Raw genomic sequence first — 23782 nt, 5'->3', positions numbered from 1 at the left:
CCCCTGGACACCGGCCGCGCGGGCGGAGGAAGGTGGGCGCTGCGCACGCGGTACGTCAGCCGAGCCAGGTCGTCCAGGGGAGGGGTGGCGGTCGGTGACCACGCTGTGGAGCGAGGAGTCGGGGGAGGCGCCCGACGGCGGCCCAGCGCCGTCCCGGCCGAGGCGCGCCGGAGGCCGGCGCCTGGTGCCGATCCTCACCGGGACCAACCACAAGACCATCGGCAACCTCTACCTGACCACCGCCTTCGGCTTCTTCCTGGTCGGCGGGGTGATGGCGCTGCTGATGCGGGCCGAACTGGCCCGTCCGGGGCTCCAGTTGGTCACCGAGGACCAGTACAACCAGCTCTTCACCATGCACGGCACGATCATGCTGCTGCTCTTCGCCACCCCGACCTTCGCCGGCTTCGCGAACGCGGTGATGCCGCTCCAGATCGGCGCCCCGGACATGGCGTTCCCGCGGCTCAACGCCCTCTCCTACTGGCTGTACCTGTTCGGCGGGGTGCTCACCCTCTTCGGCTTCCTCACCCCGCAGGGCGCCGCCGACTTCGGCTGGACGGCATACGCTCCGCTCAACGGGGAGCTCCACAGCGCCACCGCGGGGGCCGACCTGTGGTCGATGGGGCTGGTGATGGCCGGCCTCAGCACCGTCCTCGGCTCGGTCAACTTCGTCACCACGATCATCTGTCTGCGCGCGCCCGGGATGACCATGTTCCGGATGCCGATCTTCACCTGGAACGTCCTCTTCACCTCGATCCTGGCACTGCTCGCCTTCCCGGTGCTGACCGCGGCGCTGCTGGTGCTGGAGGCGGACCGCAGGCTGGGCGCGGTGGTCTTCGACGCCGGCACCGGGGGGCCGATCCTCTGGCAGCACCTCTTCTGGTTCTTCGGGCATCCGGAGGTCTACATCATCGCGCTGCCGTTCTTCGGCATCGTCTCGGAGATCATCCCGGTCTTCAGCCGCAAACCGATGTTCGGCTACACCTCGCTGATCGCCGCCTCCACCGCGATCACCGCGCTGTCGATGTCGGTGTGGGCGCACCACATGTTCGCCACCGGCGCGGTGCTGCTGCCGTTCTTCTCGCTGATGTCCTTCCTGATCGCGGTGCCGACCGGGGTGAAGTTCTTCAACTGGATCGGGACGATGTGGCGCGGCTCGGTCTCCTTCGAGACCCCGATGCTGTGGTGCGTCGGCTTCCTGGTGACCTTCGTCTTCGGCGGGCTCACCGGAGTCCTGCTGGCCTCGCCGCCGATCGACTTCCACGTCACCGACAGCTACTTCGTGGTGGCCCACCTCCACTACGTGGTCTTCGGCACGGTGGTCTTCGCGACCTTCGCCGGCTTCTACTTCTGGTGGCCGAAGTTCACCGGGAAGATGCTCGACGAGCGCCTCGGCAAGGCGCACTTCTGGCTGCTCTTCGTCGGCTTCCACCTGACCTTCCTGGTGCAGCACTGGCTGGGGGCCGAGGGGATGCCCCGCCGGTACGCCGACTACCTCCCCTCGGACGGCTTCACCGCCCTCAACACCCTCTCCACCGCGGGCGCGTTCCTCCTCGGCGCCTCCACCCTGCCCTTCCTCTACAACGTCTGGCACACCGCCAGACACGCGCCCAGGGTGACCGAGGACGATCCGTGGGGGTGGGGCAGGTCCCTGGAGTGGGCGACCTCCTGCCCGCCGCCGCAGCACAACTTCACCGCGATGCCGCGGATCCGCTCCGAGTCCCCGGCCTTCGACCTCCACCATCCGGAGGTGCCGGACTGGGGGACGGCGCCGCAGGGGCTGCCGCCCGGGGACACCGGGGGGCGGCCGTGAAGACCGAGACCTGGCTGTTCGGCGCGATCGCCCTCTTCTTCGCCTGCGTGACCCCGGTCTACGGCTACTTCTCGCACGATCCGGCGGGCACCGCGGTGCTCGGGATCTCCTTCGGGATGGCCGGGCTGATCACCTTCTTCCTGCTGGTCCAGCACCGCAGGGGAGCCGGCGGCCGGCCCTCCGACCGCAAGGACGCGCAGGTGGTGGAGGGCGCGGGCGAGCTCGGCTTCTTCGCGCCGACCAGCGGCTGGCCGATCGCCATCGCCTTCGGCGCGATGCTGGTCGCGGCCGGGGTGGCGTTCGGCGTCTGGCTGATGCTGATCGGCGCCGGGATCCTGGTGCCCTCGGTGGCCTTCCTGGTGATCCAGTACTCCCGGGGCTGAGGGTCAAAGCACGGCCGGGAGTTGGGCCGGGCCGAACGGAGAGGCCGGGCCCGGAAGTGGGCGTCCAGCTAGGCCGTCAGCCGTACCGCGTGGACGAGTTCGCCGTGGACCAGGGGCCCGCCACCACCTGAGGCGTGCTCAGAGGGACCGGTTGGGCAGGGCGCCCTCCAGGTGGGCGAGGAGGTCGCCGAGGAGGGCGGACAGCTCGGCGATCCTCTCCGGACCCAGACCGGAGAGGAGTTCGCTCTCGTAGCCGGTCTGCTCGGGCAGCAGGAGGTCGATCAGCGACCGGCCCTCCTCGCTCAGGGAGACCCAGGCGATCCGGCGGTCACGGTCGTCGCTGCGCCGCCGGAGCAGTCCGCGCTGCTCCATCGCACGGATCCGCTTGGTGACGGCCGCGCCCGAGGAGGAGGTCTCGCGGGCCAGCTGGCCGGGGGTGATCGGGCGGCCGGTCCGGCGCAGCGCGGCCAGCGTGACGAACTCCGGGCGGGAGACCCCGGCCTCGACCAGGGAGGCGTCCTCGACCTGCTGCAGGAGGACGGCGGCCCGGTTGATCCGGCCGATCACGGCCATCCCGGAGGTGTCCAGGTCCGGATGGATCGCGAGCCACTGCCGGATCTGCCCGGCGACCAGGTCGGGGCCGCGGGCGCCGGCCCGCATGCTGTCGTCCCCGGTCACGCTGTCCACCTCCGGTCGCCGGCCGGGCGTTCCGCCCGCCGGAGCCTCTCGCTGTCGTCGGTCGATCCTATGCGTCCGCTTCGGCCGGCACGGTCAGCGGGAGCTCGATCGCGACCGGCCCCTCGGAGGGCTCGGGGATCCGCACCCGGACGGCCGAGGCCACCGGCCGCTCGAAGGCCAGCGCCGCCCGCCTGCGGGTGAGTTCGGCGAGCAGCAGCCGGGCCCGGTCCTGGGCGTCGCCGGGGTCCTCGGCCGGCCCCGCGGGCTGCCACCACTCTCCCGCGGCGGCCTCCAGCGCGGCCCTGAGCTCGACCAGCGCCGCCGAGACGGTGTGCCGGGCGTCGCCCAGCGCGTGCTGGGCGCGGAGCCGCCGCTCGACGGAGAGGCCGCCGGGGGCGGGCAGTTCGGCGAGCCGCCGGCGGGCCGCGCGGTCGGCCGCGGACAGCGCGCCGAGCGCCCGGTGGACCCGGCGGGTGGCCCGCCGGTTGGGCACCAGCAGGCAGCCGAGGAGCCCGACCGCGGCGCCCACGCAGGTGTCGATCCAGCGCTGGGAGACCAGCTGCCCGGTCGGCAGAGGACCACCGAACTCGTTCATCACCAGCGCCAGCGGGGTCACGAAGGTGACGCCCAGCCAGTAGCCCTTGGGCATGGCGAGTTCGGCGCAGAGCATGCAGACCAGGGCGACCGCCACCAGGACGGCCCCGCCCAGGTGCAGCACCGGCTGGAGGGCGGTGAAGATCAGCAGCCCGGCCAGGCTGCCGGCGACCCGGTTCACCGCCCGGGTCCAGCCCTGCACGGCGTTCCCGGTGAAGACGGCGGCGGCAGTGATCACCCCCCAGTACGGGTGGCCCACCCCGAGCGCCAGCGAGATCCAGCCGCCGGCGGCGGAGCCCACCGCGACCCGGGCCACCACCGGAAGCAGCGGGGAGCCGGGGGCCAGCGAGCGCAGCTTCGCCCGAACCGACGGCGGCGCCGGCACCGGATGCGGCGGCAGCTCGCCGGCGGCCGCCCACCGGGGGAGCGGCCGGTCGGAGCGCAGGTCCGCGGCCCAGCGCCGAAGCTGCTCGGCGGTGGCCGCCGGAGCCGGCCCGTCCGGCGCGTCCGCCGCGGCCAGCACCGTCTCGGCGCGCAGCAGCAACTGCTCCAGCGAGTGCCGGAGGGCGGCCGGCCGCGGTCCGCGGGCGGACATCCGGCCGAGCGTCTGCCAGGCGGCCAGCAGCAGCCCGCCGGCGGCGTGCCGCTGGGCGGTCGAGGGGGCCTCGGAGGCCAGCGGGGCGGCGGCCTCCAGCGCCCGGGCCACCGCGATCCGCTCCGGCCCGTGCGGCCGCACCAGCGCCGGCGCCATGCAGACCAGCCAGGCCAGCGCCGCGCCCATGGCGGTGAGCGCCAAATGTTGCGGCAGGTCGGAGAGGCGCCCCGGCAGGAAGGCCAGTCCACAGGAGAGGAAGGTCATCACGACGGGCCCGGGCGGGCCGATCCGGGAGGCGTCGCAGCCGGCCTTCTGGCAGGCGGCGATCACCGCCACCACGGCGACCCGGATCCAGCCGTTCCCGGTCAGCGCGGCGGTGGTGGTCGCGGCCGCGGCGGCGAGGAACATCCCGAGGCCCACCCCGAGGACGCTCCTGGCCCGCGCCGGGTAGGGCAGGCCGTGGCCGTACATGGCGGCGAGGCCGCCGGCGGTGGCGTAGACGGCGAGGTTCAGCCGGTCGAGCGCGAGCAGCGGCACGGTGATCATCGCCAGCGTCAGGGCGGCGCTCAGTCCCTGCTTGTACCAGGTGTCGGAGGTCGGCCGGAGCCGGAAGAGCCCGCGCAGCGGCAGCGGGCGTATCCGGGTGCGGCGGGGGCGGGGCAGCTGGGCCGCGGTGGTCGACATGGGGATAAGTTTAGCAGGTGTTTTACAAGTAAATGAAATGACTTCGCGGGAGCGGGGCGGTAGCGTCTGGCGAAACGTCAGATCACGGACCGGGAGGCCGCATGCCCGCAACCGCCCCCTACGGCAGCTGGAAGTCCCCGATTCGCGCCGAGGACGCGGCGGAGCACGGCGGCAGGCCCGGCTGGGCCGCCCCCGTCGGCGACGAGGTGTGGTGGACCGAGCCCCGCCCGGCGGAGGCCGGCCGCACGGCACTGGTCCGCCTCCGCGACGGCGAGTCCGCCGACGTGCTGCCCGCGCCGTGGAACGTCCGCAACCGGGTGCACGAGTACGGCGGCCGGGCCTGGACGGCGCGGATGCTGGACGATGGACCGCTTGTGGTCTTCACGGACTTCGCCGACCAGCGGCTCTACCGCCACCGCCCGGACGCCCCGGACGCCCGCCCCGAGCCGCTCACCCCCGTGCCCGGGCTGCCGGCCGGCCTCCGCTACGCCGCCCCGGTCCTGGTCGGGGAGCGGGTCTGGTGCATCCGGGAGGCGTTCCACGGCACCGCCCCCGACGAGCTGCGCCGCGACCTGGTCTCGATCCCCCTGGACGGCTCCGCGGCCGAGGACCCCTCGCGGGTGCGGGTGCTGCGGGCCGACCGCTGGTTCGTCACCGAGCCCAAGCCCTCCCCGGACGGCCGGCGGGCCGCCTGGATCGCCTGGGAGCACCCGGCGATGCCCTGGGACGGTACCGAGGTGCGGGTCGCCGAGGTGCTGCCGGACGGCGGCCTCGGCGAGCCGCGGACGGTGGCCGGCGGGCCCGAGGAGTCGGTCTGCCAGGTGGAGTGGGCGCCGGACGGCTCAGGACTGCTCCTCTCCACCGACCGCAGTGGTTGGTGGAACCTGGAGCTGCTGCCCGCCGCCGCTCTCGAACCGGGCGCCGAGGGCAGCGTGGAGCCGCGTCCGCTGGTCCCCGAGGCGTTCCGGGCGGAGGAGTTCGGCGGCCCGCTGTGGAACCTCGGCCTCCGCTGGTTCGCCCCCTCGGCGAGGCCGCCGGCGGCAGGATCGCCGTGCTCCACGGGCGCGGCGAGGCCCGGCTCGGCCTCCTCGACCCCGCCCGGGGACGCTGGAGGAGGTGCCCGGCCGGTGGACCGAGTGGGCCGAGCACCTGGAGTCGGCGCAGGTCGCGGACGGCGGCGTGCGGCTGGTCGGCGTGGCCGCCTCGCCGACCACCGACTTCGAGGTGGTCGAGGTGACCGTGCCGGCCTCGGGGGCGCCGAGCGCCCGGGTGGTCGGACGTCCGCACCGGGACGCGGTGGAGCCCGGCTATCTGCCGCAGCCGCAGGCCAGGACCTTCTCCGGCCCCGGCGGACGGGAGGTCCACGCGGTCGTCTATCCCCCGCGCAACCCCGCGTTCACCGCCCCGGAGGGCGAGCTGCCGCCCTATGTCGTGGTGGTGCACGGCGGGCCCACCAGCCGGCGGCGGCTGGTGCCCGACCTGGAGACCGCCTGGTTCACCAGCCGCGGGCTGGGCGTGGTCGAGGTCGACTACGGCGGCTCCACCGGCTACGGGCGGGAGTACCGCAACCGGCTGCGGGAGAACTGGGGCGTGGTGGACGTCGAGGACTGCGCGGCCGCCGCGCTGGGCCTGGCCGCCGAGGGCGCCGCGGACCGGCGCCGGCTCGGCATCCGCGGCGGCAGCGCGGGCGGCTGGACCAGCGGCGCGTCGATCGTCTTCAGCCCGGACACCTACGCCTGCGCCGCCATCTACTTCCCGATCTTCGATCTGGGCGGCTGGTCGGCGAACGAGACCCACGACTTCGAGTCGCGCTATCTGGAGAGCCTGGTCGGCCCGCTGCCGGAGAGCGAGCAGCGCTACCGGGACCGCTCCCCGGTCAACCACGCCGACCGGGTCGAGGCCCCGTTCGTCCTCCTCCAGGGCCTCGACGACGTGATCTGCCCGCCCGTGCAGTGCGAGCGCTTCCTCGCCCGCATGGCCGGGCGCGGCGTCCCGCACGCCTACCTGGCCTTCGAGGGCGAGGGCCACGGCTTCCGCCGGGCGGAGACCACCGTCGCCTGTCTGCGTACCGAACTCGCCCTCTACTCAAGGGTGTTCGGCTTCCAGCCGGCCGACCCCGGAGAGGCGGCGGAGCCGGGCGAGATCGACTGGCGGTCGTAGCGCGGAGGGCGCTCGCCGGGCCGCTCAGGCGAGCTCGGCGAGCAGCTCCCGGCCGGCCGCGAGGGTCTCCTCGACCAGCACCCGAAGGTCCTCCTCCGTGGTGGCGGCGTTCAGCAGGCAGGCCCGGGACGCCTCCCGGCCGCGCAGCACGGTGCCGGTGACGAAGGCGCGGCCGCGCTGCTGCACCCGCAGCGGCAGCGCGTGGTTGACCTTGTCCAGCAGGTCGGCCGGGACGGCCGGGTCCGCAGGGGCGAAGCGGTAGGCGGCGATCGAGGTCTCGACCGGGGCGAGGAGCTCCAGATCAGGGGCCTCGGCGACGAGCTCGCCCAGTCGGCGGGCCAGCCGGGTGCAGGTCGTGATCCGCTCCCGCAGCCCGTCCCGGCCGGCGTGCGCCAGGGTGGCCCAGACCTTGAGCGAGCGGAACGGGCGGGTCTGCTCGATCCCGTACTCGGAGAACCAGCCCAACGGGTCGCTGTCGTCCCGCAGATACGGAGGGACCAGGGAGAAGGTGCCGCGCAGCTGCTCCGGGTCGCGGACCAGCAGGCAGCCGCAGTCCACCGGGACGCTCAGCCACTTGTGCGGGTCGAGCGCCAGCGAGTCGGCCCGCTCCAGGCCGCGGTAGCGCTCGCCCAGCTCCGGGTCGAGGGCGCCGAAGGCTCCGTACGCGCCGTCCACGTGCAGCCACAGGCCGAGCTCGGCGCAGACGTCGGCGATCTCGGCCAGCGGGTCGACGGTGCCGGCGTTGACCGTGCCGGCCGAGGCCGCGGCGAAGCAGGGCAGCCGGCCGGCCGCGCGGTCCTCGGCCACCGCGGCGCGCAGCGCGGCCGGGTCGAAGCGGCCGTCCGGGCCGGTCGGCAGGGTGCGGAGGTTGCGGCTGCCGATGCCGAGGAGCTCCACGGCCTTGGTGACGCAGGAGTGGGTCTCCCCGGTGGCGTAGCCGACCAGCGGGGGGAGGCCGGAGAGGCCGTCCGCGCGGACGTCGTGCCCCGCCCGCTCGGCGGCCCGCCGCCGGGCGGCGCCCAGGGCCACGATGGTCGCCATCGAGGCGCCCGAGGTCAGCAGCCCGGCCCCGGGCGGGTGGGGGAAGCCGACCAGCTCGGCTATCCAGCGCACCACCGTGCGCTCCAGGTGGATGTCGGCGTGGTCGCCGCCGGCCGAGCTGGGGTTCATCGCGGAGGCCAGGAAGGAGCCGAGGATGCCCGCCGGGGCGGGGGCCGCGTTCACCCAGCCGAAGAAGCGGGGATGGCCGTTGCCCATCGGGTACGGCAGCACCGTGCGTTCCGCGGCCGCCAGCAGTTCGGGCAGCGCCAGGCCGGCGGCCGGCAGCGGCTGGTCGGCCAGGGCGGCGCGGGCCTCCTCCGGCATCGGCTGCCAGACCGGGCGGTCCGGCAGGTCGGCGAGATAGTCGGCGACGAGTTCCGCGGCCTGCGCCGCGGCTTCGCGAAAGCTGTCCTGAACTGCGGATTCGAGCATGCCGACAGGGTAACGGGCGCATCCGGCGGGCCGTTCGGGAGGCCCGCAGCGGCCCCGCGCCCCGGGCACCGCGACTGCGGGACCGCTGACAGCGGGTCAGAATCGGTTCATCGGGGCATGCATGGACTCGGCTGAGGGGGTGCGGCAGGTGACGGAGCTCGTCGTCGGCGAAGAACCGCGCGGGGCCCGGCGCGGACTGGCGGACGGGATCGGGCGGCTGGGCCGGCGCGCTGCCGCACCCGCGGCCACCGTCGCCGCCGGCGCGCTGCCGCTGCTCTGCTTCCCGGACCCCGGTCAGTGGTGGCTGGCCGGCGTCGCGCTGGTGCCCGCGATCCTCGTACTGCGCTCGGCCGGGACCGCCCGGCAGGCCGCCCGGCGCGGCTGGTACGCCGGGACCGGCTTCCTCCTCGGCGTGATGAGCTGGCTGGCGCCCAGCCTGGGCGTCTTCATCCTGGGCCTGGCCGCCCTCCTCGGGCTCCTCTGGGCGCCCTGGGGCTGGCTGGTCTGGCGGCTGCTGGCCGGGCGGCCCGAGGCGGGGCGCTCGGCGGCGGCGCTGGTGCTGCTGCCCTCCGGCTGGCTGCTGATCGAGACCGTGCGCTCCTGGCAGTACCTGGGCGGACCGTGGGGGCTGATGGGGGCCAGCCAGTGGCGGTTCCGGCCCGCCCTGGCGCTCGCCTCGATCGGCGGGGTCTGGCTGGTGAGCTGGCTGCTGCTGGCGGTGAACACCGCGGTCGCGCTGCTGGTGATCCGGCGCGGACGGGGGCCGGTCGGCTGGCTGGCGCTGGTCGCGGTGGTCCTGACGGCCGGGAACGCGGCGGCCTGGGCCCCGCAGCCGCGGCTGCGCGGCACGGCCGCCGTCGGCGTGGTCCAGCCGGGGCTGGGGGACTCCGCGCGCGAGCGCACCGCCCGGGCCGAGGTGCTCACCCGGATGCTCACCGTCTACCGCCCGGACCTGGTGGTCTGGGGCGAGAGCAGCATCGACTCCGATCTGGCCCGGCACCCCGCCGAGCTCGCCCGGCTCTCCCGGGACTCGGCCGCGGTCGGCGCGGACCTGCTGGTCAACGTGGACGCGCGGCGGGGCGGCCCGCGGCCGGGGATCTACAAGAGCTCGGTGCTGCTCTCCCCGTCCGGCCTGACCGGCCAGCGGTACGACAAGATCCGGCTGGTGCCGTTCGGCGAGTACGTGCCGCTGCGGCCGCTGCTCGGCTGGGTGGCCGGGATGTCCAAGGCGGCCGGGGAGGACCGGATGCGGGGCGCAGGGCCGGTGCTGATCCGGACCCCGAGACTGGTGGTCGGTCCGCTGATCTGCTTCGAGTCGGCCTTCCCCGACATGAGCCGGACGCTGGCCGGCCGCGGTGCCCAGGTGCTGGTGGTGCAGTCCTCGACGGCGACCTTCCAGCACACCTGGGCTCCCGAGCAGCACGCCTCGCTGGCGGCGCTGCGGGCCGCGGAGACCGGGCGCTCGGTGGTGCAGGGCACCCTCACCGGGGTCAGCGCGGCCTACGACCCGCTGGGCCGGCCGGTCGGCCAGTGGCTGTCCACCTCGACGAGCGGGTCCACCGTCTACCGGGTGCCGCTGGCCACCGGCGGCACCCTCTACGACCGCTGGGGCGACTGGGTTCCGCACGGCGGCGAGGCCGTCCTCGCGCTGGCCACGCTGCTGGGGCTCGCCGGGGTGCTGAGGCGGCGCCAGGGCCGGCGAATAGGGCTGCCGCACGGCCGGTAGAGCGTAATCCTGCCCGATATCGGGCAGGATTCTTTGACTTCCCTCCGAGAATCCGTAGGGTCTCTGGCCATGCCCAGCTCCCGCCCGGCCCATGAGGACCTGATCGCGTATCTCACCCGGACCACCCATCTCGGTCCCGGCGAGGCCGCCCGGGTGGTGGCCGACGTCCTCGCGTACTTCTCCGAGACCACCGAGGAGTACGTCCGCCGGCGCCATGCGGAGCTGCAGGCGCGGGGTCTGACCAACACGCAGATCTTCGACCGCCTCGCGGCCGAGCTGCCCGCCCACCGCGTCGCCGCACCGGAACTGTCGGTGCGTCAACTGCGTCGCCTCGTCTACGGGTGACCTACCGGAGAGTCCGAACGGAAGGAGACCGCCCATGTGCGGGATCGTCGCCTACATCGGCCCGCGGGACGCCGCGCCCATCCTGCTGGAGGGACTGCAGCGGCTGGAGTACCGGGGCTACGACTCGGCCGGTATCGCCGTCGCGCCCCCGGCGGGCGCCAAGGGCGCCAAGGCGGCCAAGGGCGCCCGGGGCGCGCACCAGGACGCCCCGCGCGAGCTGCGGGTGCGCAAGACCAAGGGCAGGGTCGCCGACCTCGCCGAGACCGTGCCGGCCCGCTTCAAGGGCGGCGCCGGGATCGGCCACACCCGCTGGGCCACCCACGGCGAGCCCTCGGACGCCAACGCCCACCCCCACACCGACCGCGCCGGGCGGATCGCGGTGGTCCACAACGGCATCCTGGAGAACGCGGACGAACTGCGCGCCCGGCTGCGGGACGAGGGCGCCGAGTTCCTCTCGGAGACCGACACCGAGGTGCTCGCCCACCTGGTCTCCGCCCAGCTGGCCGAGGCGGACGGGGACCTGGAGGAGGCGGTCCGCCGCAGCCTCCAGCAGGTCGTCGGCACCTACGGGGTCGCCGTGCTGGACGCCGAGCAGCCGGACCGGATCGTGGTCGCCCGCAACGGCAGCCCGATCGTGCTGGGCATCGGCGAGAAGGAGATGTTCGCCGCCTCCGACGTGGCCGCGCTGGTCCGCTACACCCGCCAGGTCGTCCACCTGGACGACGGCGAACTCGCCGTGGTCCGCGCGGACGGCTTCCGCACCTTCACCGAGGACGCCCGGGCCACCGCCAAGCAGCCCTCCACGGTGGACTGGGAGGTCGGCTCCTTCGACACCGGCGAGTACGAGCACTTCCTCGCCAAGGAGATCCACGAGCAGCCGGCCGCCGTCGAGCGCACCCTGAGCGGCCGGATCGACGACCGGTTCGCCACCGCCCACCTGGGCGGTCTCAACCTGGACCCGCGGGAGGCGCGGGCCTTCCGCCGGGTGAAGGTCCTCGGCTGCGGCTCCGCGTACTACGCGGGCGAGCTGGGCGCGCAGCTGATCGAGGAGCTCTCCCGGGTGCCCGCCCACGCCGAGCCGGCCTCCGAGTTCCGCTACCGCAACCCGGTGATCGAGGCCGACACCCTCTACATCGCGGTCAGCCAGTCCGGCGAGACCTACGACACGCTGGCGGCGGTGCAGGAGATCAAGCGCAAGGGCGGGCGGGTGCTCGGCGTGGTCAACACCGTGGGCTCGGCGATCGCCCGGGAGTGCGACGGCGGGCTGTACCTCCACGCCGGCCCGGAGATCTCGGTGGCCTCCACCAAGGCCTTCACCTCGACGGTGGTGGCCTTCGCGCTGATCGCGCTGCACTTCGGCCGGGTGCACGACCTCTCGCCGGCCGACGGGCGGCGGATCTGCGCCGGACTGAAGGCGCTGCCGGACCAGATCCGGCAGATCCTCGACCACGAGAAGAAGACCGGTCAGATCGCCGAGCTGGCCAAGCGGTACGCCGACCACCCCGGGATGATGTTCGTCGGCCGGGTGCGCGGCTGGCCGGTGGCCCGGGAGGGCGCCCAGAAGCTCAAGGAGGTCTCGTACGTCCACGCCGAGGCCTACCCGGCGAGCGAGCTCAAGCACGGGCCGCTGGCGCTGATCGGGCCGGAGCTGCCGACCGTGGCGGTGGTGCCGGACGACGAGCTGCTGGAGAAGAACCTCACCACCCTGGGGGAGATCCGGGCTCGGCGCGGCCGGGTGCTGATGGTGGGGCACACCGCCCCGGACGTCAAGCTCGCCGAGGACACCGTTCTGGTGCCGCGGAACGAGCCGGAACTGGACCCGATCCTCCTCGGCATCCCGCTCCAGCTGCTCGCCTACCACGCGGCGGTGGCGCTGGGCCGGGACGTGGACAAGCCGCGGAACCTGGCGAAGTCCGTCACGGTGGAGTAGCACGGCGGCGGGCGTGGGCGGTGGTCAGGCCAGGGCCTCCACCGCCTCCGTCGAGCCGACCGAGGCCGTGACGGTGATGGTCCCGTCCGCGACCTCGTAGTCCAGCGGGAGGCCCAGGCCGCGCATGGTGGCGAGCATCGCGTCGTTGGCGGTCTGGGCCAGTGCCCAGACCTCGCGCAGCCCCTGGTCGTGGGCGTCCGCCAGGAGCTCGCGGGCCAGCGCGGCGCCGACGCCGCGGTGCTGCCAGGCGTCCTCCACCAGCAGGGCGAGCTCGGCGGCCGCCGGTTCGGCCGGGTCCCGGAGGAGATGGCCGAGGGCGATCAGCCGGCCGTCGGCCCACACGCCCAGGCTGCGGCCGAACCGGCGGTCCAGCAGATGGTCGAGATATCGGTCGGCGTCCCGGAGCGGACCGTGGTATCGGCTGCGCAGGCTGCGTGCCGAGCAGCGGCCGTGCAGCTCGCGGGCGGCGTCCAGATCCCGCCGGTCGGCCGCGCGGACCATGAACAGGGTGTCCGCCGCGGTGGTTTGACGGAGCCTCAGCGGGCGCAGGGTATCCATGCCGACTATCGTCGTCCTCAGGTGTTTCACGATCACGAACGCCGGGTGACTGCCAGGTAAAGATGCATTGGTGGCGGAATATCCCCTTTGCCCGGAGGATGGGTCCGGCATGCGCGTCAGCCTTGACTCCCGGCTTAACCGGGCCGCGCGCATGATGGCCAGGAGGGCCGTGAGAGGCCGACCTCTCGGAGGCGTGACGAGATGAGCCAGGGTTACGGAAGCGGTGGCGACCACGGCGAAGGCCGCGGTCCCGGGCCGGAAGGCGACCAGGGGTACCCGTCCGAGGGCCGGTGGGCCGCCGGTCAGGGCGGCGGACAGGACGGGGGGTGGTTCCACCCGGATCCGTCCTGGCCACCGCCGCAGGGGCCGTGGAACGAGCGGCCGCGGCGCCGGCACCGAGCCCGCAACACCCTCGCCGCACTGGTCGCGACCGGCGTGGCGGTCGGCGCCGGGATAGGCATCGGCCACGCCGTATGGGGCGGTTCGGGAGCCTCCGCGGCCCCGCCCGCCGGTCAGCCCTCCGGGATGCCGACCGCGCCCGCCAGCCAGAACCCGCAGAATCCGCAGCGCAACCCGAGCGCCTCGCCCGGCGGCACCCTCAGCGGGGTCGCCGCCTCGGTCGCCCCGTCGCTGGTGGACATCACCACCACCCTGGGCTACCAGGGCATCCAGGCGGAGGGCACCGGGATCGTCCTCACCTCTTCGGGCGAAGTGCTGACCAACAACCACGTGATCGACGGGGCGACCCGGATCAAGGCCACCGATCTGGGCAACCACCGCAGCTACACCGCCGACGTGGTCGGCTACGACCGCGGCCACGACCTGGCCGTACTGCGGCTGCGGAACGCCTCCGGGCTGACCGCGGCCAACGTCGGCAGCTCCTCGGGAGTGGGCGTCGGCGACCAGGTCACGGCGATAGGCAACGCCGGCGGCCAGGGGGCCGCCCAGGCCGCGCCGGGCAGCGTCACCGCACTCCACCAGGCGATCACCGCACGGGACGAGGCCACCGGCTCCAGCGAGGAGCTCCGCGACCTGATCGAGGTCGACGCGGACGTCCAGCCCGGCGACTCGGGCGGGCCGCTGGTGGACTCCCAGGGCCGGGTGGTCGGGGTGGACACCGCGGCCTCGGCCGGCTTCCAGATGGGCGGCGGCTCCAGCGGCTCCGGCCAGGGCTTCGCCGTACCGATCGACACGGCGGTGCAGACCCGCGCCAGGATCGACAGCGGGCACGAGTCCGGCGGCGTCCACATCGGGGCGACCGCGATGCTCGGCGTCCAGGTCAGCACGCCGAGCGCGGGCGGCTCCGGGTCGGGCTCGGGCTCGGGCTCGGGCTCCGGCGGCGGTCCGGGGGCCGGGGCGCAGTCCGGCGCGCTGGTCGAGGGGCTGATCCCGGGTGGTCCCGCCGGATCGGCCGGGATCACCTCGGGAGACGTGATCACCGGCTTCGACGGGCACGGTGTCAGCGACCCCAGCACCCTCACCGACCTGGTCTCGGTCCACCACCCGGGGGACAGGGTGGCGGTGCAGTGGACCGACGCCAACGGAGCCGCCCACTCCGGAACCGTCACTCTGGCCTCCGGGCCGCCGGACTGAGCCGCCACCGCCCGAGAACCCCACCACCTGCCGTTCTCCCGATCAGCCCGATGGGTTGCCCGAAGCCGCTTGAGCGCACCGGGCCCGGCGGGGGATGCTGAGTGCGTTCCGAGCGCGTCGGCACGATCGCACGATCCCATCGCCGAGAACCACCGATGAGTGACGGAGAGCGGCAGCCATGCCTGGTAGCACCGGGACGGAGCACGGTCGCCCGCTGACTTTGCGGGTCAACGGTACGGACCACCGGATCGAGGTCGAGCCGCGGCAGACCCTCCTCGACGTCCTGAGAGAGACCCTCGGCCTGACCGGCACGAAGAAGGGCTGCGACCGCGGCGAGTGCGGGGCCTGCACCGTGCATCTGGACGGCCGGCGGGTCAACTCCTGCCTGACGCTGGCCCTGATGCAGGACGGGCGCGAGATCACCACCGTCGAGGGCCTCGGCAGTGCCGGCGCGCCGGCTCCGGTGCAGCGCGCCTTCGTCGAACACGACGCCTTCCAGTGCGGATACTGCACGCCCGGCCAGCTGATGTCCGCGGCCGCCTGCATCGCCGAGGGGCACGCCGGCAGTGACGCGGAGATCCGCGAGTGGATGAGCGGCAACATCTGCCGCTGTGCCGCCTACGAGCACATCGTGCGGGCGGTCCGGGCGGCGGCCGGGGAGACCGCGGCGGCCGCCGGCGAGACCGCGGTGGGAGCCGGGCAGCGGGGGCGGCAGCGGGCGGAGGAGACGGCCGGTGCGTGACGTCGACTATCTGCGGGTCAGCGAACCCGCCGGGGCGGTCGCCGCGCTGGCCGCCGAGCCCGGGGCCCGGCTGATCGCCGGCGGCACCGAGCTGGTCAACCTGATGAAGGAGCACATCGCCGAGCCCGCGCTGCTGGTGGACATCTCGCGGCTGCCGCTCACCGGGATCGAGGCCGGTCCGGAGGGGCTCCGGATCGGCGCCCTGGCCAGGATGAGCGACGTCGCCGCCCACCCCGCGGTGCGCCGGCACTACCCGGCGATCGCCCAGGCGCTGGAGCTGAGCGCCTCCCCGCAGCTGCGCAACATGGCCACCATGGGCGGCAACCTCCTGCAGCGCACCCGCTGCCCGTACTTCCGGGCCGAGCGCGAACTGCCCTGCGAGAAGCGCCGGCCCGGCAGCGGCTGCAGTGCCAGGGAGGGCGAGCACCGGACGGCGGCGATCATCGGCACCGGGCCGGAGCACCGCTGCGTCGCCGCCCACCCCTCGGACCTGGCGGTGGCGCTGGCCGCGCTGGACGCCGTCGTCCAGGTCCTGGGGGCGGACGGGGCGCGGGAGTTGCCGGTGCGCGACCTCCACCGGCTGCCCGGCGACCGGCCCGAGGAGGACCATGTGCTGGCCCCGGGGGAGCTGATCACCGGGCTCACCGTGCCGGCCGCCCCGGACACCGCCCGCTCCCGCTACCTCAAGGTCCGCGAGCGGGCCTCCTACGAGTTCGCCCTGGTCTCGGCCGCGGCGGCGGTGGAGCTGGACGACGAGACGGTGGTCGGGGCCCGGCTGGCGCTGGGCGCGGTGGCCGCCCGGCCGTGGCGGCTGCCGGCCACCGAGCGGGCGCTGGCCGGCGTGTTCGCGGACGAGGCGGTGCTGCGCAACGCCGTCGCCGACGGCCTGGAGGAGGATCTGGCGGAGGCCGCTCCGCTGCCCGGCAACGTCTTCAAGCTCGACCTGGCCAGGCGGGCCGCCGCCCGTGTGCTGGTCGAGACCGTGCTCGGCGAGCGGGACCTCGACCGGGCCGGAACCTCGGAAGGACGGTGAACTCCATGACCGCCAGCGCGAGTTCGAACGGATCACCGGTCTCCGGGGCGGGCGCGCGGCCCCGCGCGGACGCCTGGCAGAAGGTCACCGGCGCGGCCCGCTACACGGGTGACCTGTCGGCGCCGGGACAGCTGCACGCCGTGCTGGTCACCTCCTCGGTGCCGGCCGGGCGGATCGCGTCCCTGGACACCGCAGAGGCGGAGCGGGCCCCCGGGGTCGTCGCGGTGCTGACCCACCGCAACGCCCCGCGGATCGAGGAGCCCGGCCTCACCTACGCCCCCGGCGGATACCTCCCGCTCCAGGAGGACACCGTCTGGTACGAGGGGCAGCCGATCGCGGTGGTCCTCGCCGAACGGCTGGAGGAGGCGCGGCAGGCGGCCTGGCTGGTCCGCGCCGAGTACAGCGGGACGGCGGGCCGGGACGGGCGCCCGGTGCGGACCGACATCGACTCCGCCCTGGCCGAGGCCGAACCCGCCCCCGACGTCGCCTGGGCGCCGTCCCGGACCCTGGTCGGCGACGTGGACGCCGGGCTGGCCCGGGCGGACGCGGTGGTCCACCGGGAGTACGCCACCGCGCTGCGCCACCACTCGCCGATCGAGCCCTCCGCGACCCTCGCCGAATGGCGGCCGGACGGCGGGCTGCTGGTGCACGACACGGTGCAGAACGTGCTGGCGGTACGGGACGTGCTGGCCGCCGCCTTCCGGCTGGAGCCGGCGAAGGTGCGGGTGGTGTGCCGGTTCACCGGCGGCGCCTTCGGCTGCAAGGGCTTCGTCTGGCCGCACCAGCTGATCGCCCCGATGGCGGCCAAGGCGCTCGGACGGCCGGTGCGGCTGGTGCTCAGCCGGGCCGACGCCTTCACCGCCCACGGCTACCAGCCGCCCACCCGGCAGACCATCACCCTCGGCGCGACCCGGGACGGCAGGCTCACCGCGGTCCGCCACCACTCCGTCAACTCCTGTGCCACCCACGCCGACTACGTGGAGCTGGCGGCCTCCTGCAGCCGCACCCTGTATGCCGCTCCGGCCATCGAGACCTCGCACGCGCTGGCCCGGGTGCACACCGTGCTGCCCACCGCGATGCGCTCGCCGATCGACGGCCCGGGCCTGGTGGCGCTGGAGGGCGCGGTCGACGAGCTGGCCTACGAGCTGGGCATCGATCCGCTGGACCTCCGCGTCCTCAACCACGCCGACCGCCATCCCACCAGCGGAATGCCGTTCTCCTCCAAGGAGCTTCTGGCCTGCTACGCCGAGGGTGCCCGGCGCTTCGGCTGGGCGGACCGGCCGATGGCCCCGCGCTCCCTGCGGGACGGCCGGGACCTGGTCGGGTGGGGGGTGGCGAGCTGCATGATGGACAGCTTCCGCAACCCCTCGGACGCCCTGGTGGCGGTCGGCCCGGACGGCAGGGTGGTGGTCGCGGCCGCCGTCCAGGAGATCGGCAACGGGGTGCGCACCGTCCTCCCGCAGCTCGCCGCCGAGGCGCTGGGCGCGGACCCGGACGCGGTGGAGCTGGAGATGGGCGACACCGAACTGCCGCAGGCGCCCGGGACCTACGGCTCCACCACCACCCTCAGCGTCGGCTCCGCGGTGCTGGACGCCTGCGCGCGGCTGCGCGAGCGGCTCGGCGAGCTGGCCGGCGGGGACGGCCCGGTCACCGGCATCGACGGGGCGGACGCCGTGCTGGACGGCGGGAAGCGGCTGCCGCTGGCGGCGCTGCTCGCCGAGGCGGGGGAGGCCGCCCAGGCGGAGGGCCGGCTCGCGGTGCTCGGGCACTGGGACCCGGCCCACCAGGACCACGCCTTCCACGCCTTCGGCGCGGTCTTCGTCGAGGTGCGGGTGGACGCGGAGCTGGCGATCCCCCGGGTGAGCCGGGTCACCGGCGTCTACAGCGCCGGCCGGATCGTCAACCCGCTGACCGCGCGCAGCCAGATGATCGGCGGGATCAGCTGGGGGATCGGGCAGGCGCTCCTCGAACACACCGAGACCGACCCGCGGTTGGGCCGGTTCGTCTCCAAGAACCTCGCCGGCTACCTCCTCCCGGTCAACGCCGACGTGCCGGAGCTCGACCTGTCCTTCGTGGAGGAGCGCGATCCGCTGGCCGGGCCGGTCGGCGGGCGCGGCATCGGCGAGCTCGGCTCGGTCGGCATCGGCCCGGCGATCGCCAACGCGGTCTTCCACGCCACGGGGGTGCGGGTACGCGAGCTGCCGATCGCGCCGGAGGCGCTGCTGGAGGCGATGCGCGGCTGAGGATGCGCGGCTGAGGCTGTGCGAGGATGGAGGCGGCACGGGACACCGGTCCGCGTGCTCCGGACGAGGTGCGCCGTACCCGGCAGGAAAAGACGGCGCGTGACTCTTCGCAGTTCTACGAAGGAGCGCGCGCCGCGATGGCTGAGCAACTCGTGCAGATCCTCGGTTCCCTGCTGGTCCTGATCCCCTTCATGCTGGCCCAGGCGGACCGGATGAACACCAGGTCCAAGGTCTACCTGGTCCTCAACCTGATCGGTTCGGGGGCGATGGCGGTGGACGCCCTGATCACCTTCCAGTGGGGCTTCCTGCTGCTTGAGGGGGCGTGGGCGATCGTCTCCGCGCTGGGGCTGGCGCAGGTGCTGCGCGGACGGTCGCCCCGCGCGTCGGGCCACTGACCGCCGGGGAGCGGCGGGGGCGCCTCCGGGCGGGGCGTCAGCCGCCCAGCGCCGGCACCACCCCGGTCAGCTCCTCCGAGGCCTCCCACAGCCGGCGTGCGGTCTCGCGGTCGTGCGCCCGCCGGGCGTACTCGACCCGGACCGGGGCGCCGCGCATCTCCTGGAAGCCGCCCGGTCCGTAGTACTCGCCGCCGCGGGCGGCCGGATCGGTGGCGGCGCGGAGGGTCGGCAGCGCGCCCTGGTGGGCGGGCTGGCCGACCAGCCGGGCGCCCCAGACGGTGATCGGGGCGAGCGGGCCACCGCTGCCCGCCGGGCCGTTGGCGACCAGCGAGGTGGCGGAGAAGCCGGGGTGGGCGCCCAGACTGGCGGTTCTGGCGTCCGCCGCCGCCAGTCGGCGCTGGAGCTCCAGGGTGAACATCGCGTTGGCCAGCTTGGCCGCGTTGTAGGCCCGCCACGGCCGGTAGGAGCGCTCCTGCTGGAGGTCGGCCAGATCGAGGCGGCCCAGCCGGTGCATCGAGCTGGAGACCGTCACCACCCGGCTGCCCGGCCGCTTCAGCAGCAGCGGCAGCAGCCGTCCGGTGAGGGCGAAGTGCCCGAAGTGGTTGGTGGCCATCTGGAGTTCCAGGCCCTGGGCGGTGGTCCTGCGCTGCGGCACGGCCATCACCCCCGCGTTGTTGACCAGCAGGTCGAGGGTGTCCAGGCGGTCGCCGACCTCCTCGGCCGCGGACCGGACGCTCTCCAGGTCGGCCAGGTCCAGCGGAACGGTCTCCACCACGGCGCCCGGAAGGCGCCCGCGCAGCTCGGTCAGCGCCCGAGCGCCGCGCTCCTGGTCGCGGACCGCGAGCAGCACCCGGGCCCCGCGTCTGGCCAGCTCCAGCGCGGTCTGCCAGCCGATTCCGCTGTTCGCGCCGGTGACCAGGGCGGTCCGTCCGGAGAGGTCGGGCATGTGGAGGACGGTCCAGCGCTCTCGGGCAGCCGTGGTGGGGGACATCTGCTGGTCAGGCCCCCTCGTCCGAGGTGTCCTCGGGACCGGCGGCCTCCGGCGGGAAGCCGCCGGTGGCGATCGGGCCCCAGCGCTCCGGGGTGATCCGGAGGAGAGACTTGCCCTGCTTGACCATCGCCTCGCGGTACTCGTCCCAGTCCGGGTGCTCGCCGGCGATGTTGCGGAAGTACTCGACGAACGGGTCGGTGTCCTCGGTGGCGTCCACCACCTCGGCCGTGCCGTCCACCTGCACCCACGGGTCGTCGAACTCCTCGGAGAGGACCAGCACGCTGACCCGCGGGTCGCGGCGGGCGTTGCGCACCTTGGCGCGCTGGGGGTAGCTGGAGACGACGATCCGGCCGGAGTCGTCCACCCCGCAGGTCACCGGGGAGGCCTGCGGGCGGCCGTCGGCCCGGGTGGTCATGAGGATGGCTCGGTTGCGCGGGCGGACGAAATCCAGCAGGGCCTTCTGGTCCACGGAGGTGTTGGTGGCGATGCGTCGACTCATGCGCCAGAGGGTACGTGCCCCGGCTGACCGGGAACCACCGACCGCGGCGGGCCGCGCCGGTTCTTACCGGCCGTTCGACGCGCGTTTACCCTGATCGGCATGAATCCCGACGGGGGTGCCTGGGACCCGCACCGCTACCGCTTCCTCAGCCTGTGGGACCTCCCGGCGCCGCCCGGCCGGGTCTACCAGGAGCTGCGCGATCCGCGCCGCTGGCCGCACTGGTGGCCGGAGGTCCGCGAGGTGCGCCAGGTCGACGAGCGCACCGGCGTGCTGCGCTTCCGCTCCGCGCTGCCGTACGACCTGGTGGTGGTCGCCACGGCGGTGCGCGAGGATCCGGCGGAGGGCGTGCTGGAGGCGGCGATGCGCGGGGATCTGGAGGGGAGCGCGCGGTGGACGGTCACCAGCCGCGGGGACGGCGCCACCGTGGCCGTCTTCCAGCAGGACGTGGTGGTCCGCAAGCCGCTGATGCGGGCCTTCGCGCTGCCCGGGCGGCCGTTCTTCCGGGCCAACCACTGGCTGATGATGCGTCACGGCCGGAACGGCCTCGGCCGGTTGCTCGCCACCGCCCGCTGAGCGGGCTCAGCGGGCTTGCCCCGCAAGGGAGTTCCGGGATCCGTCGGGCCGTGTGCCTAACAAGCGTTTGGTACCGTACGCGACCATGGACGACTTCTCCTCACGCCCCGGGGGCGCGCTGGTCATCGGAGCCACCGGCGGGATCGGGGCGGCCGTCGCCGCGCTCCTCGCCGAGCGCGGCAGCCGGCTGGGCCTCACCCACCGCGGCGCCCGCGGCAGGGTCGAACCGGTCGTCGCGGCCGCCGCGGAGGCCGCCGAGCGGTCCGGGCTCGGGGAAGGGGCCGGCGGGCGGCCGCGGATCGCCGTCCGGCAGCTGGAGGTGACGGACGCTCAGCGCTGCCGCGAGGTGGTCCGCGCGTTCGAGGAGGAGCTCGGCGGGATCCACACGGTCGTCCACGCGGCCGGGCCGCACGTCCCGATGGTCCACCTCAGCACCGTCGACCCGGACGACTTCGCCCGCCAACTCACCGCGGACGCGGCCGGGTTCTTCAATGTCGCGCATGCCGCGCTGCCCGCGTTGCGCCGCTCGCGCGGCAGTCTGGTCGCCGTCACCACGGCGGCCACCGCCCGCTTCCCGGTCCGGGACGGCCTCTCCTCGGGACCGAAGGGGGCGGTCGAACAGGTGGTGCGCGCCCTCGCCGCCGAGGAGGGGAGGTACGGGGTGCGGGCCAACTGCGTCGGCCCCGGGATGCTCACCGACGGGATGGGCGGGCAGCTGATCTCCACCGGCGACCTGGACGAACGGGCGCTGGCGGTGGCCCGCGGCAACATCGCCCTGCGGAGGTTCGGGGCGGCGGCGGACGTCGCCGAGGCGGTCTGCTTCCTGGCCTCGGAGCGGGCCGGCTTCATCTCCGGTCAGAAGCTCGACGTCGACGGCGGATACGGGATCTGAACCGGCCGTCGCGAAGGCCCCCACGGCGAGTTGACGCCCCCTCATCCGGCGGCCGGCCACGGTCGGCCACCGGATGAGGGGGCGCTGCATTGGTATTGACCAAGTCCCCGGCATCGGCCTAAGGTCCGTGTTTAGTACAGGGACCTTTAATAAAGAAGGACGCAAAAAGCGTCCGCTCCCGGTCGGAGGGCGCAGGGTGGGGACCACACAGCTCGCGGAGGCGCCGGCGGCGAGGCCGGCGGCCGTGCCGGCCGCGCAGGAGCCCAAGTACTGGTATCTGCGGACCGTGCTGGTGCGCACCATCGACACCGAGTTCGGACCCGGCGACGCGCTGCCCAACGAGCGCGAACTGGCCGCCCGGTTCGGCGTCGCGCGGGCGACGCTCCGTCAGGCCCTGGACCAGCTGGAGCTGGAGGGCAGGCTGGTGCGCCGGCGCGGGATCGGCACGGTGATCGCCGCTCCGCGGATGGGCGTCCCGGTGGGGCCGGCCGCGACGGCGGACCCGGCCGCGGTGGACGACGGGCAACGGGACGTCTGGCGGGTGGTCGAGTCCGGCCCGGCCGGGGCGCCGGCCGCGGTCGCCTCCGAACTGGGGCTGGCCGCCGGGGACTCGGTCCACGCGGTGCGGCGGCTGCGGGTGGTGGACGGCAGGGCCGTCGGCACCGAGACGCTGTATGTGCCGCGCGCGGTCGACCCGGAAGCGGCCCGCTCCGGGCCGGAGTCCCGGGCCGTGGAGCTGGGGGTGGCCGAGGACGCCGAGGCGCGCCTTCTGGAGCGCCCGCCGGGCAGCCCGGTGCTGGTGGTCACCACCCGCTACGGCGGTGGCGACGGCCGGACCGGCGCGGTCGCCGTCTCCACCTACCGCGCCGACACCTGCCGGCTGACCTTCGGGGCCGCCGGACAGGAGCCGGTCGAGGTGGCCCGCAGCGCCTGAGTGCCCACCGTTCGTCAGGCGGCGGCGCTCTCTTTCCTCAGGCGTCGCCGCTCTCGTTCGTCAGGCATCGTCGCTCTCCGTGAGCTGGTCGGCGACGCTGCGCGGTTCCCGGCCGAGGAGCTGCGCCAGCAGCGGGTCGACCCCGGCGAGACGGCCCTCGCGGGCGGCCTGGAACGTGGGCGGGACCATCCGGGCCAACTCCTCCGGGGTGCCGGCGGCGACCTGGTCCGCGACCCAGCGCTCGTCGTCCAGCACCAGCCGCCGCACCTCGCGGCCGGTGATCTCGGTGGCCAGGGCGGCGATGTCGGCGAAGGTCACGGCCCGGCGGGCGGTGAGGGTCACCGGGCCGTCGAAGGGCCGGTCGCCGGCCAGGATGACCGCGGCCGCCTCGGCGGCGTCCGCACGGTCGGTCCAGGAGACCGGCCCGTCGGCCGGGGCGGCGATCACGCCGGTCTGCCGCCAGGGGCCGAGGAGCCAGCCCAGGCTGTGCGCGTAGAAGCCGTTGCGCAGCGCCGTCCAGGCGACGCCGGACTCGGCGAGCAGCCGCTCGGTGGCCGCGTGGTCGCGGGCCGGGGGGAAGGGGCTGTCGGCGTCGGCGCCCTGGTGGCTGGTGTAGAGGATGCGCTGGGCGCCCGCCGCGACCGCGGCCTCGATGCCGGCCCGGTGGAGGGCGACCGCGTCCGCGTGCGGATCGTTGGAGGAGACCAGCAGGACCTGCTCGGCGCCCTCGAAGGAGTGCCGGAGCGCGGCCGGGTCCTGGTAGCTGCCCTGGCGCACCCGGACCCCCCGGTCGGCGAGGTGCCGCGCCTTGGCGGGGTCGCGGACGCTGACGGCGATCCGCTCGGCGGGGACGCGCTTCAGCAGGTGTTCGACGGTGGCGCCGTTGAGGCTGCCGGTGGCGCCGGTGATGACGATCATGCGATGTCCCTTCGGGTCGAGGAGGGTGGCGGG

At 74.7% G+C, this 23782-nt stretch carries 20 protein-coding genes, 1 pseudogene and 1 riboswitch; of the genes and pseudogenes, 14 read left to right on the top strand and 7 right to left on the bottom strand.

Going from position 1 to position 23782, the window contains the following annotated elements:
- Positions 1-103 precede the first annotated feature (103 nt).
- Together ctaD and BS73_RS05160 are read left to right on the top strand one after the other, a co-directional pair.
- Positions 104-1810 carry an aa3-type cytochrome oxidase subunit I gene (ctaD, locus tag BS73_RS05165; protein WP_051941328.1) on the top strand — a complete coding sequence of 569 codons (1707 nt, stop codon included), beginning with the start codon at positions 104-106 and terminating at the stop codon, positions 1808-1810.
- Entirely contained in the window at positions 1807-2193 is a 387-nt protein-coding gene (locus BS73_RS05160) for a cytochrome c oxidase subunit 4 (RefSeq protein ID WP_037570082.1), read from the top strand. Before ctaD ends, BS73_RS05160 begins: the two co-directional genes overlap by 4 nt.
- 138 nt (positions 2194-2331) lie before the next feature.
- Here BS73_RS05160 and BS73_RS05155 read toward each other — a convergent pair whose 3' ends face one another.
- Entirely contained in the window at positions 2332-2853 is a 522-nt protein-coding gene (locus tag BS73_RS05155; protein WP_037578273.1) for a MarR family winged helix-turn-helix transcriptional regulator, read from the bottom strand.
- 85 nt (positions 2854-2938) lie between these two features.
- The gene (locus BS73_RS05150) at positions 2939-4744 is read right to left on the bottom strand and encodes an FUSC family protein (RefSeq protein WP_051939475.1); all 1806 of its coding nucleotides are present in this window, start codon (positions 4742-4744) and stop codon (positions 2939-2941) included.
- A gap of 101 nt (positions 4745-4845) precedes the next feature.
- On the opposite strand from BS73_RS05150, the pseudogene BS73_RS05145 reads away from it, so the two are divergent.
- A pseudogene (locus BS73_RS05145) lies at positions 4846-6904 on the top strand (prolyl oligopeptidase family serine peptidase).
- Between the two features lie 24 nt (positions 6905-6928).
- On the opposite strand, the gene BS73_RS05140 reads toward BS73_RS05145, so the two are convergent.
- Positions 6929-8377, bottom strand: a complete 1449-nt coding sequence (locus tag BS73_RS05140; RefSeq protein WP_037570080.1) for a pyridoxal phosphate-dependent decarboxylase family protein — start codon at positions 8375-8377, stop codon at positions 6929-6931.
- Positions 8378-8525: 148 nt separating this feature from the next.
- On the opposite strand from BS73_RS05140, the gene lnt reads away from it, so the two are divergent.
- The 3 genes from lnt to glmS all read left to right on the top strand — a co-directional run bounded on the left by lnt (position 8526) and on the right by glmS (position 12378).
- Positions 8526-10103 carry an apolipoprotein N-acyltransferase gene (lnt, locus tag BS73_RS05135; protein ID WP_407674964.1) on the top strand — a complete coding sequence of 526 codons (1578 nt, stop codon included), beginning with the start codon at positions 8526-8528 and terminating at the stop codon, positions 10101-10103.
- Positions 10104-10172: 69 nt separating this feature from the next.
- Entirely contained in the window at positions 10173-10448 is a 276-nt protein-coding gene (locus BS73_RS05130; protein ID WP_037570077.1) for a hypothetical protein, read from the top strand.
- Between the two features lie 34 nt (positions 10449-10482).
- On the top strand, positions 10483-12378 hold the full coding sequence (glmS, locus tag BS73_RS05125; protein ID WP_037570075.1) for a glutamine--fructose-6-phosphate transaminase (isomerizing): 1896 nt from the start codon (positions 10483-10485) through the stop codon (positions 12376-12378).
- 24 nt (positions 12379-12402) lie between these two features.
- On the opposite strand, the gene BS73_RS05120 is transcribed toward glmS, so the two are convergent.
- Positions 12403-12936: a GNAT family N-acetyltransferase gene (locus BS73_RS05120; protein WP_051939473.1), complete on the bottom strand. Its 534-nt coding sequence runs from the start codon at positions 12934-12936 to the stop codon at positions 12403-12405.
- A gap of 201 nt (positions 12937-13137) precedes the next feature.
- Between BS73_RS05120 and BS73_RS05115 the strand changes: the two genes are divergently transcribed.
- The 5 genes from BS73_RS05115 to BS73_RS05095 all read left to right on the top strand — a co-directional run bounded on the left by BS73_RS05115 (position 13138) and on the right by BS73_RS05095 (position 18942).
- On the top strand, positions 13138-14529 hold the full coding sequence (locus BS73_RS05115; RefSeq protein ID WP_051939471.1) for a S1C family serine protease: 1392 nt from the start codon (positions 13138-13140) through the stop codon (positions 14527-14529).
- A 178-nt stretch (positions 14530-14707) separates the two neighbouring features.
- A complete protein-coding gene (locus tag BS73_RS05110) occupies positions 14708-15271 on the top strand; it encodes a (2Fe-2S)-binding protein (RefSeq protein WP_084703810.1) in 564 nt (187 codons plus the stop codon).
- On the top strand, positions 15264-16304 hold the full coding sequence (locus tag BS73_RS05105) for an FAD binding domain-containing protein (RefSeq protein WP_037570074.1): 1041 nt from the start codon (positions 15264-15266) through the stop codon (positions 16302-16304). The genes BS73_RS05110 and BS73_RS05105 overlap by 8 nt, the downstream gene beginning before the upstream one ends.
- 5 nt (positions 16305-16309) lie before the next feature.
- The gene (locus BS73_RS05100; protein WP_063837127.1) at positions 16310-18547 is read left to right on the top strand and encodes a xanthine dehydrogenase family protein molybdopterin-binding subunit; all 2238 of its coding nucleotides are present in this window, start codon (positions 16310-16312) and stop codon (positions 18545-18547) included.
- A gap of 38 nt (positions 18548-18585) precedes the next feature.
- A riboswitch (guanidine-III (ykkC-III) riboswitch) is annotated at positions 18586-18649 on the top strand.
- A 35-nt stretch (positions 18650-18684) separates the two neighbouring features.
- Positions 18685-18942 (top strand): CBU_0592 family membrane protein, encoded by a 258-nt coding sequence (locus BS73_RS05095; protein WP_037570073.1) that lies wholly within the window; start codon positions 18685-18687, stop codon positions 18940-18942.
- A gap of 37 nt (positions 18943-18979) precedes the next feature.
- On the opposite strand, the gene BS73_RS05090 is transcribed toward BS73_RS05095, so the two are convergent.
- Both BS73_RS05090 and BS73_RS05085 read right to left on the bottom strand, forming a co-directional pair.
- Complete coding sequence (locus BS73_RS05090) at positions 18980-19933, bottom strand: oxidoreductase (RefSeq protein ID WP_037570071.1); 954 nt, start codon at positions 19931-19933, stop codon at positions 18980-18982.
- Between the two features lie 7 nt (positions 19934-19940).
- A complete protein-coding gene (locus BS73_RS05085) occupies positions 19941-20432 on the bottom strand; it encodes a PPOX class F420-dependent oxidoreductase (RefSeq protein WP_037570069.1) in 492 nt (163 codons plus the stop codon).
- A 99-nt stretch (positions 20433-20531) separates the two neighbouring features.
- Here BS73_RS05085 and BS73_RS05080 point away from each other — a divergent pair, with 99 nt between their 5' ends.
- The 3 genes from BS73_RS05080 (at position 20532) to BS73_RS05070 (ending at position 22831) form a co-directional block, all read left to right on the top strand.
- Positions 20532-21005: an SRPBCC family protein gene (locus tag BS73_RS05080; protein WP_037570065.1), complete on the top strand. Its 474-nt coding sequence runs from the start codon at positions 20532-20534 to the stop codon at positions 21003-21005.
- Positions 21006-21090: 85 nt separating this feature from the next.
- The gene (locus BS73_RS05075) at positions 21091-21897 is read left to right on the top strand and encodes an SDR family NAD(P)-dependent oxidoreductase (RefSeq protein WP_037578261.1); all 807 of its coding nucleotides are present in this window, start codon (positions 21091-21093) and stop codon (positions 21895-21897) included.
- Between the two features lie 196 nt (positions 21898-22093).
- On the top strand, positions 22094-22831 hold the full coding sequence (locus BS73_RS05070; protein ID WP_407674963.1) for a GntR family transcriptional regulator: 738 nt from the start codon (positions 22094-22096) through the stop codon (positions 22829-22831).
- Positions 22832-22891: 60 nt separating this feature from the next.
- On the opposite strand, the gene BS73_RS05065 is transcribed toward BS73_RS05070, so the two are convergent.
- On the bottom strand, positions 22892-23749 hold the full coding sequence (locus tag BS73_RS05065) for an SDR family oxidoreductase (RefSeq protein ID WP_037570064.1): 858 nt from the start codon (positions 23747-23749) through the stop codon (positions 22892-22894).
- Between the last annotated feature and the right edge of the window lie 33 nt (positions 23750-23782).

This window comes from Phaeacidiphilus oryzae TH49 (assembly GCF_000744815.1).
GTDB classification, from domain to species: domain Bacteria; phylum Actinomycetota; class Actinomycetes; order Streptomycetales; family Streptomycetaceae; genus Phaeacidiphilus; species Phaeacidiphilus oryzae.
Note: the sequence above shows the minus strand (reverse complement) of the source record. Positions and strands in the feature narration are given on the sequence as shown.

Coding starts and splice junctions, on each gene's coding strand:
- BS73_RS05085 (WP_037570069.1), bottom strand. CDS start 20,432: ATGAGTCGACGCATCGCCACCAACACCTCCGTGGACCAGAAGGCCCTG.
- BS73_RS05140 (WP_037570080.1), bottom strand. CDS start 8,377: ATGCTCGAATCCGCAGTTCAGGACAGCTTTCGCGAAGCCGCGGCGCAG.
- BS73_RS05115 (WP_051939471.1), top strand. CDS start 13,138: ATGAGCCAGGGTTACGGAAGCGGTGGCGACCACGGCGAAGGCCGCGGT.
- BS73_RS05075 (WP_037578261.1), top strand. CDS start 21,091: ATGGACGACTTCTCCTCACGCCCCGGGGGCGCGCTGGTCATCGGAGCC.
- BS73_RS05080 (WP_037570065.1), top strand. CDS start 20,532: ATGAATCCCGACGGGGGTGCCTGGGACCCGCACCGCTACCGCTTCCTC.
- BS73_RS05130 (WP_037570077.1), top strand. CDS start 10,173: ATGCCCAGCTCCCGCCCGGCCCATGAGGACCTGATCGCGTATCTCACC.
- BS73_RS05110 (WP_084703810.1), top strand. CDS start 14,708: ATGCCTGGTAGCACCGGGACGGAGCACGGTCGCCCGCTGACTTTGCGG.
- glmS (WP_037570075.1), top strand. CDS start 10,483: ATGTGCGGGATCGTCGCCTACATCGGCCCGCGGGACGCCGCGCCCATC.
- BS73_RS05100 (WP_063837127.1), top strand. CDS start 16,310: ATGACCGCCAGCGCGAGTTCGAACGGATCACCGGTCTCCGGGGCGGGC.
- BS73_RS05095 (WP_037570073.1), top strand. CDS start 18,685: ATGGCTGAGCAACTCGTGCAGATCCTCGGTTCCCTGCTGGTCCTGATC.
- BS73_RS05065 (WP_037570064.1), bottom strand. CDS start 23,749: ATGATCGTCATCACCGGCGCCACCGGCAGCCTCAACGGCGCCACCGTC.
- BS73_RS05150 (WP_051939475.1), bottom strand. CDS start 4,744: ATGTCGACCACCGCGGCCCAGCTGCCCCGCCCCCGCCGCACCCGGATA.
- BS73_RS05155 (WP_037578273.1), bottom strand. CDS start 2,853: ATGCGGGCCGGCGCCCGCGGCCCCGACCTGGTCGCCGGGCAGATCCGG.
- BS73_RS05120 (WP_051939473.1), bottom strand. CDS start 12,936: ATGGATACCCTGCGCCCGCTGAGGCTCCGTCAAACCACCGCGGCGGAC.
- BS73_RS05090 (WP_037570071.1), bottom strand. CDS start 19,933: ATGTCCCCCACCACGGCTGCCCGAGAGCGCTGGACCGTCCTCCACATG.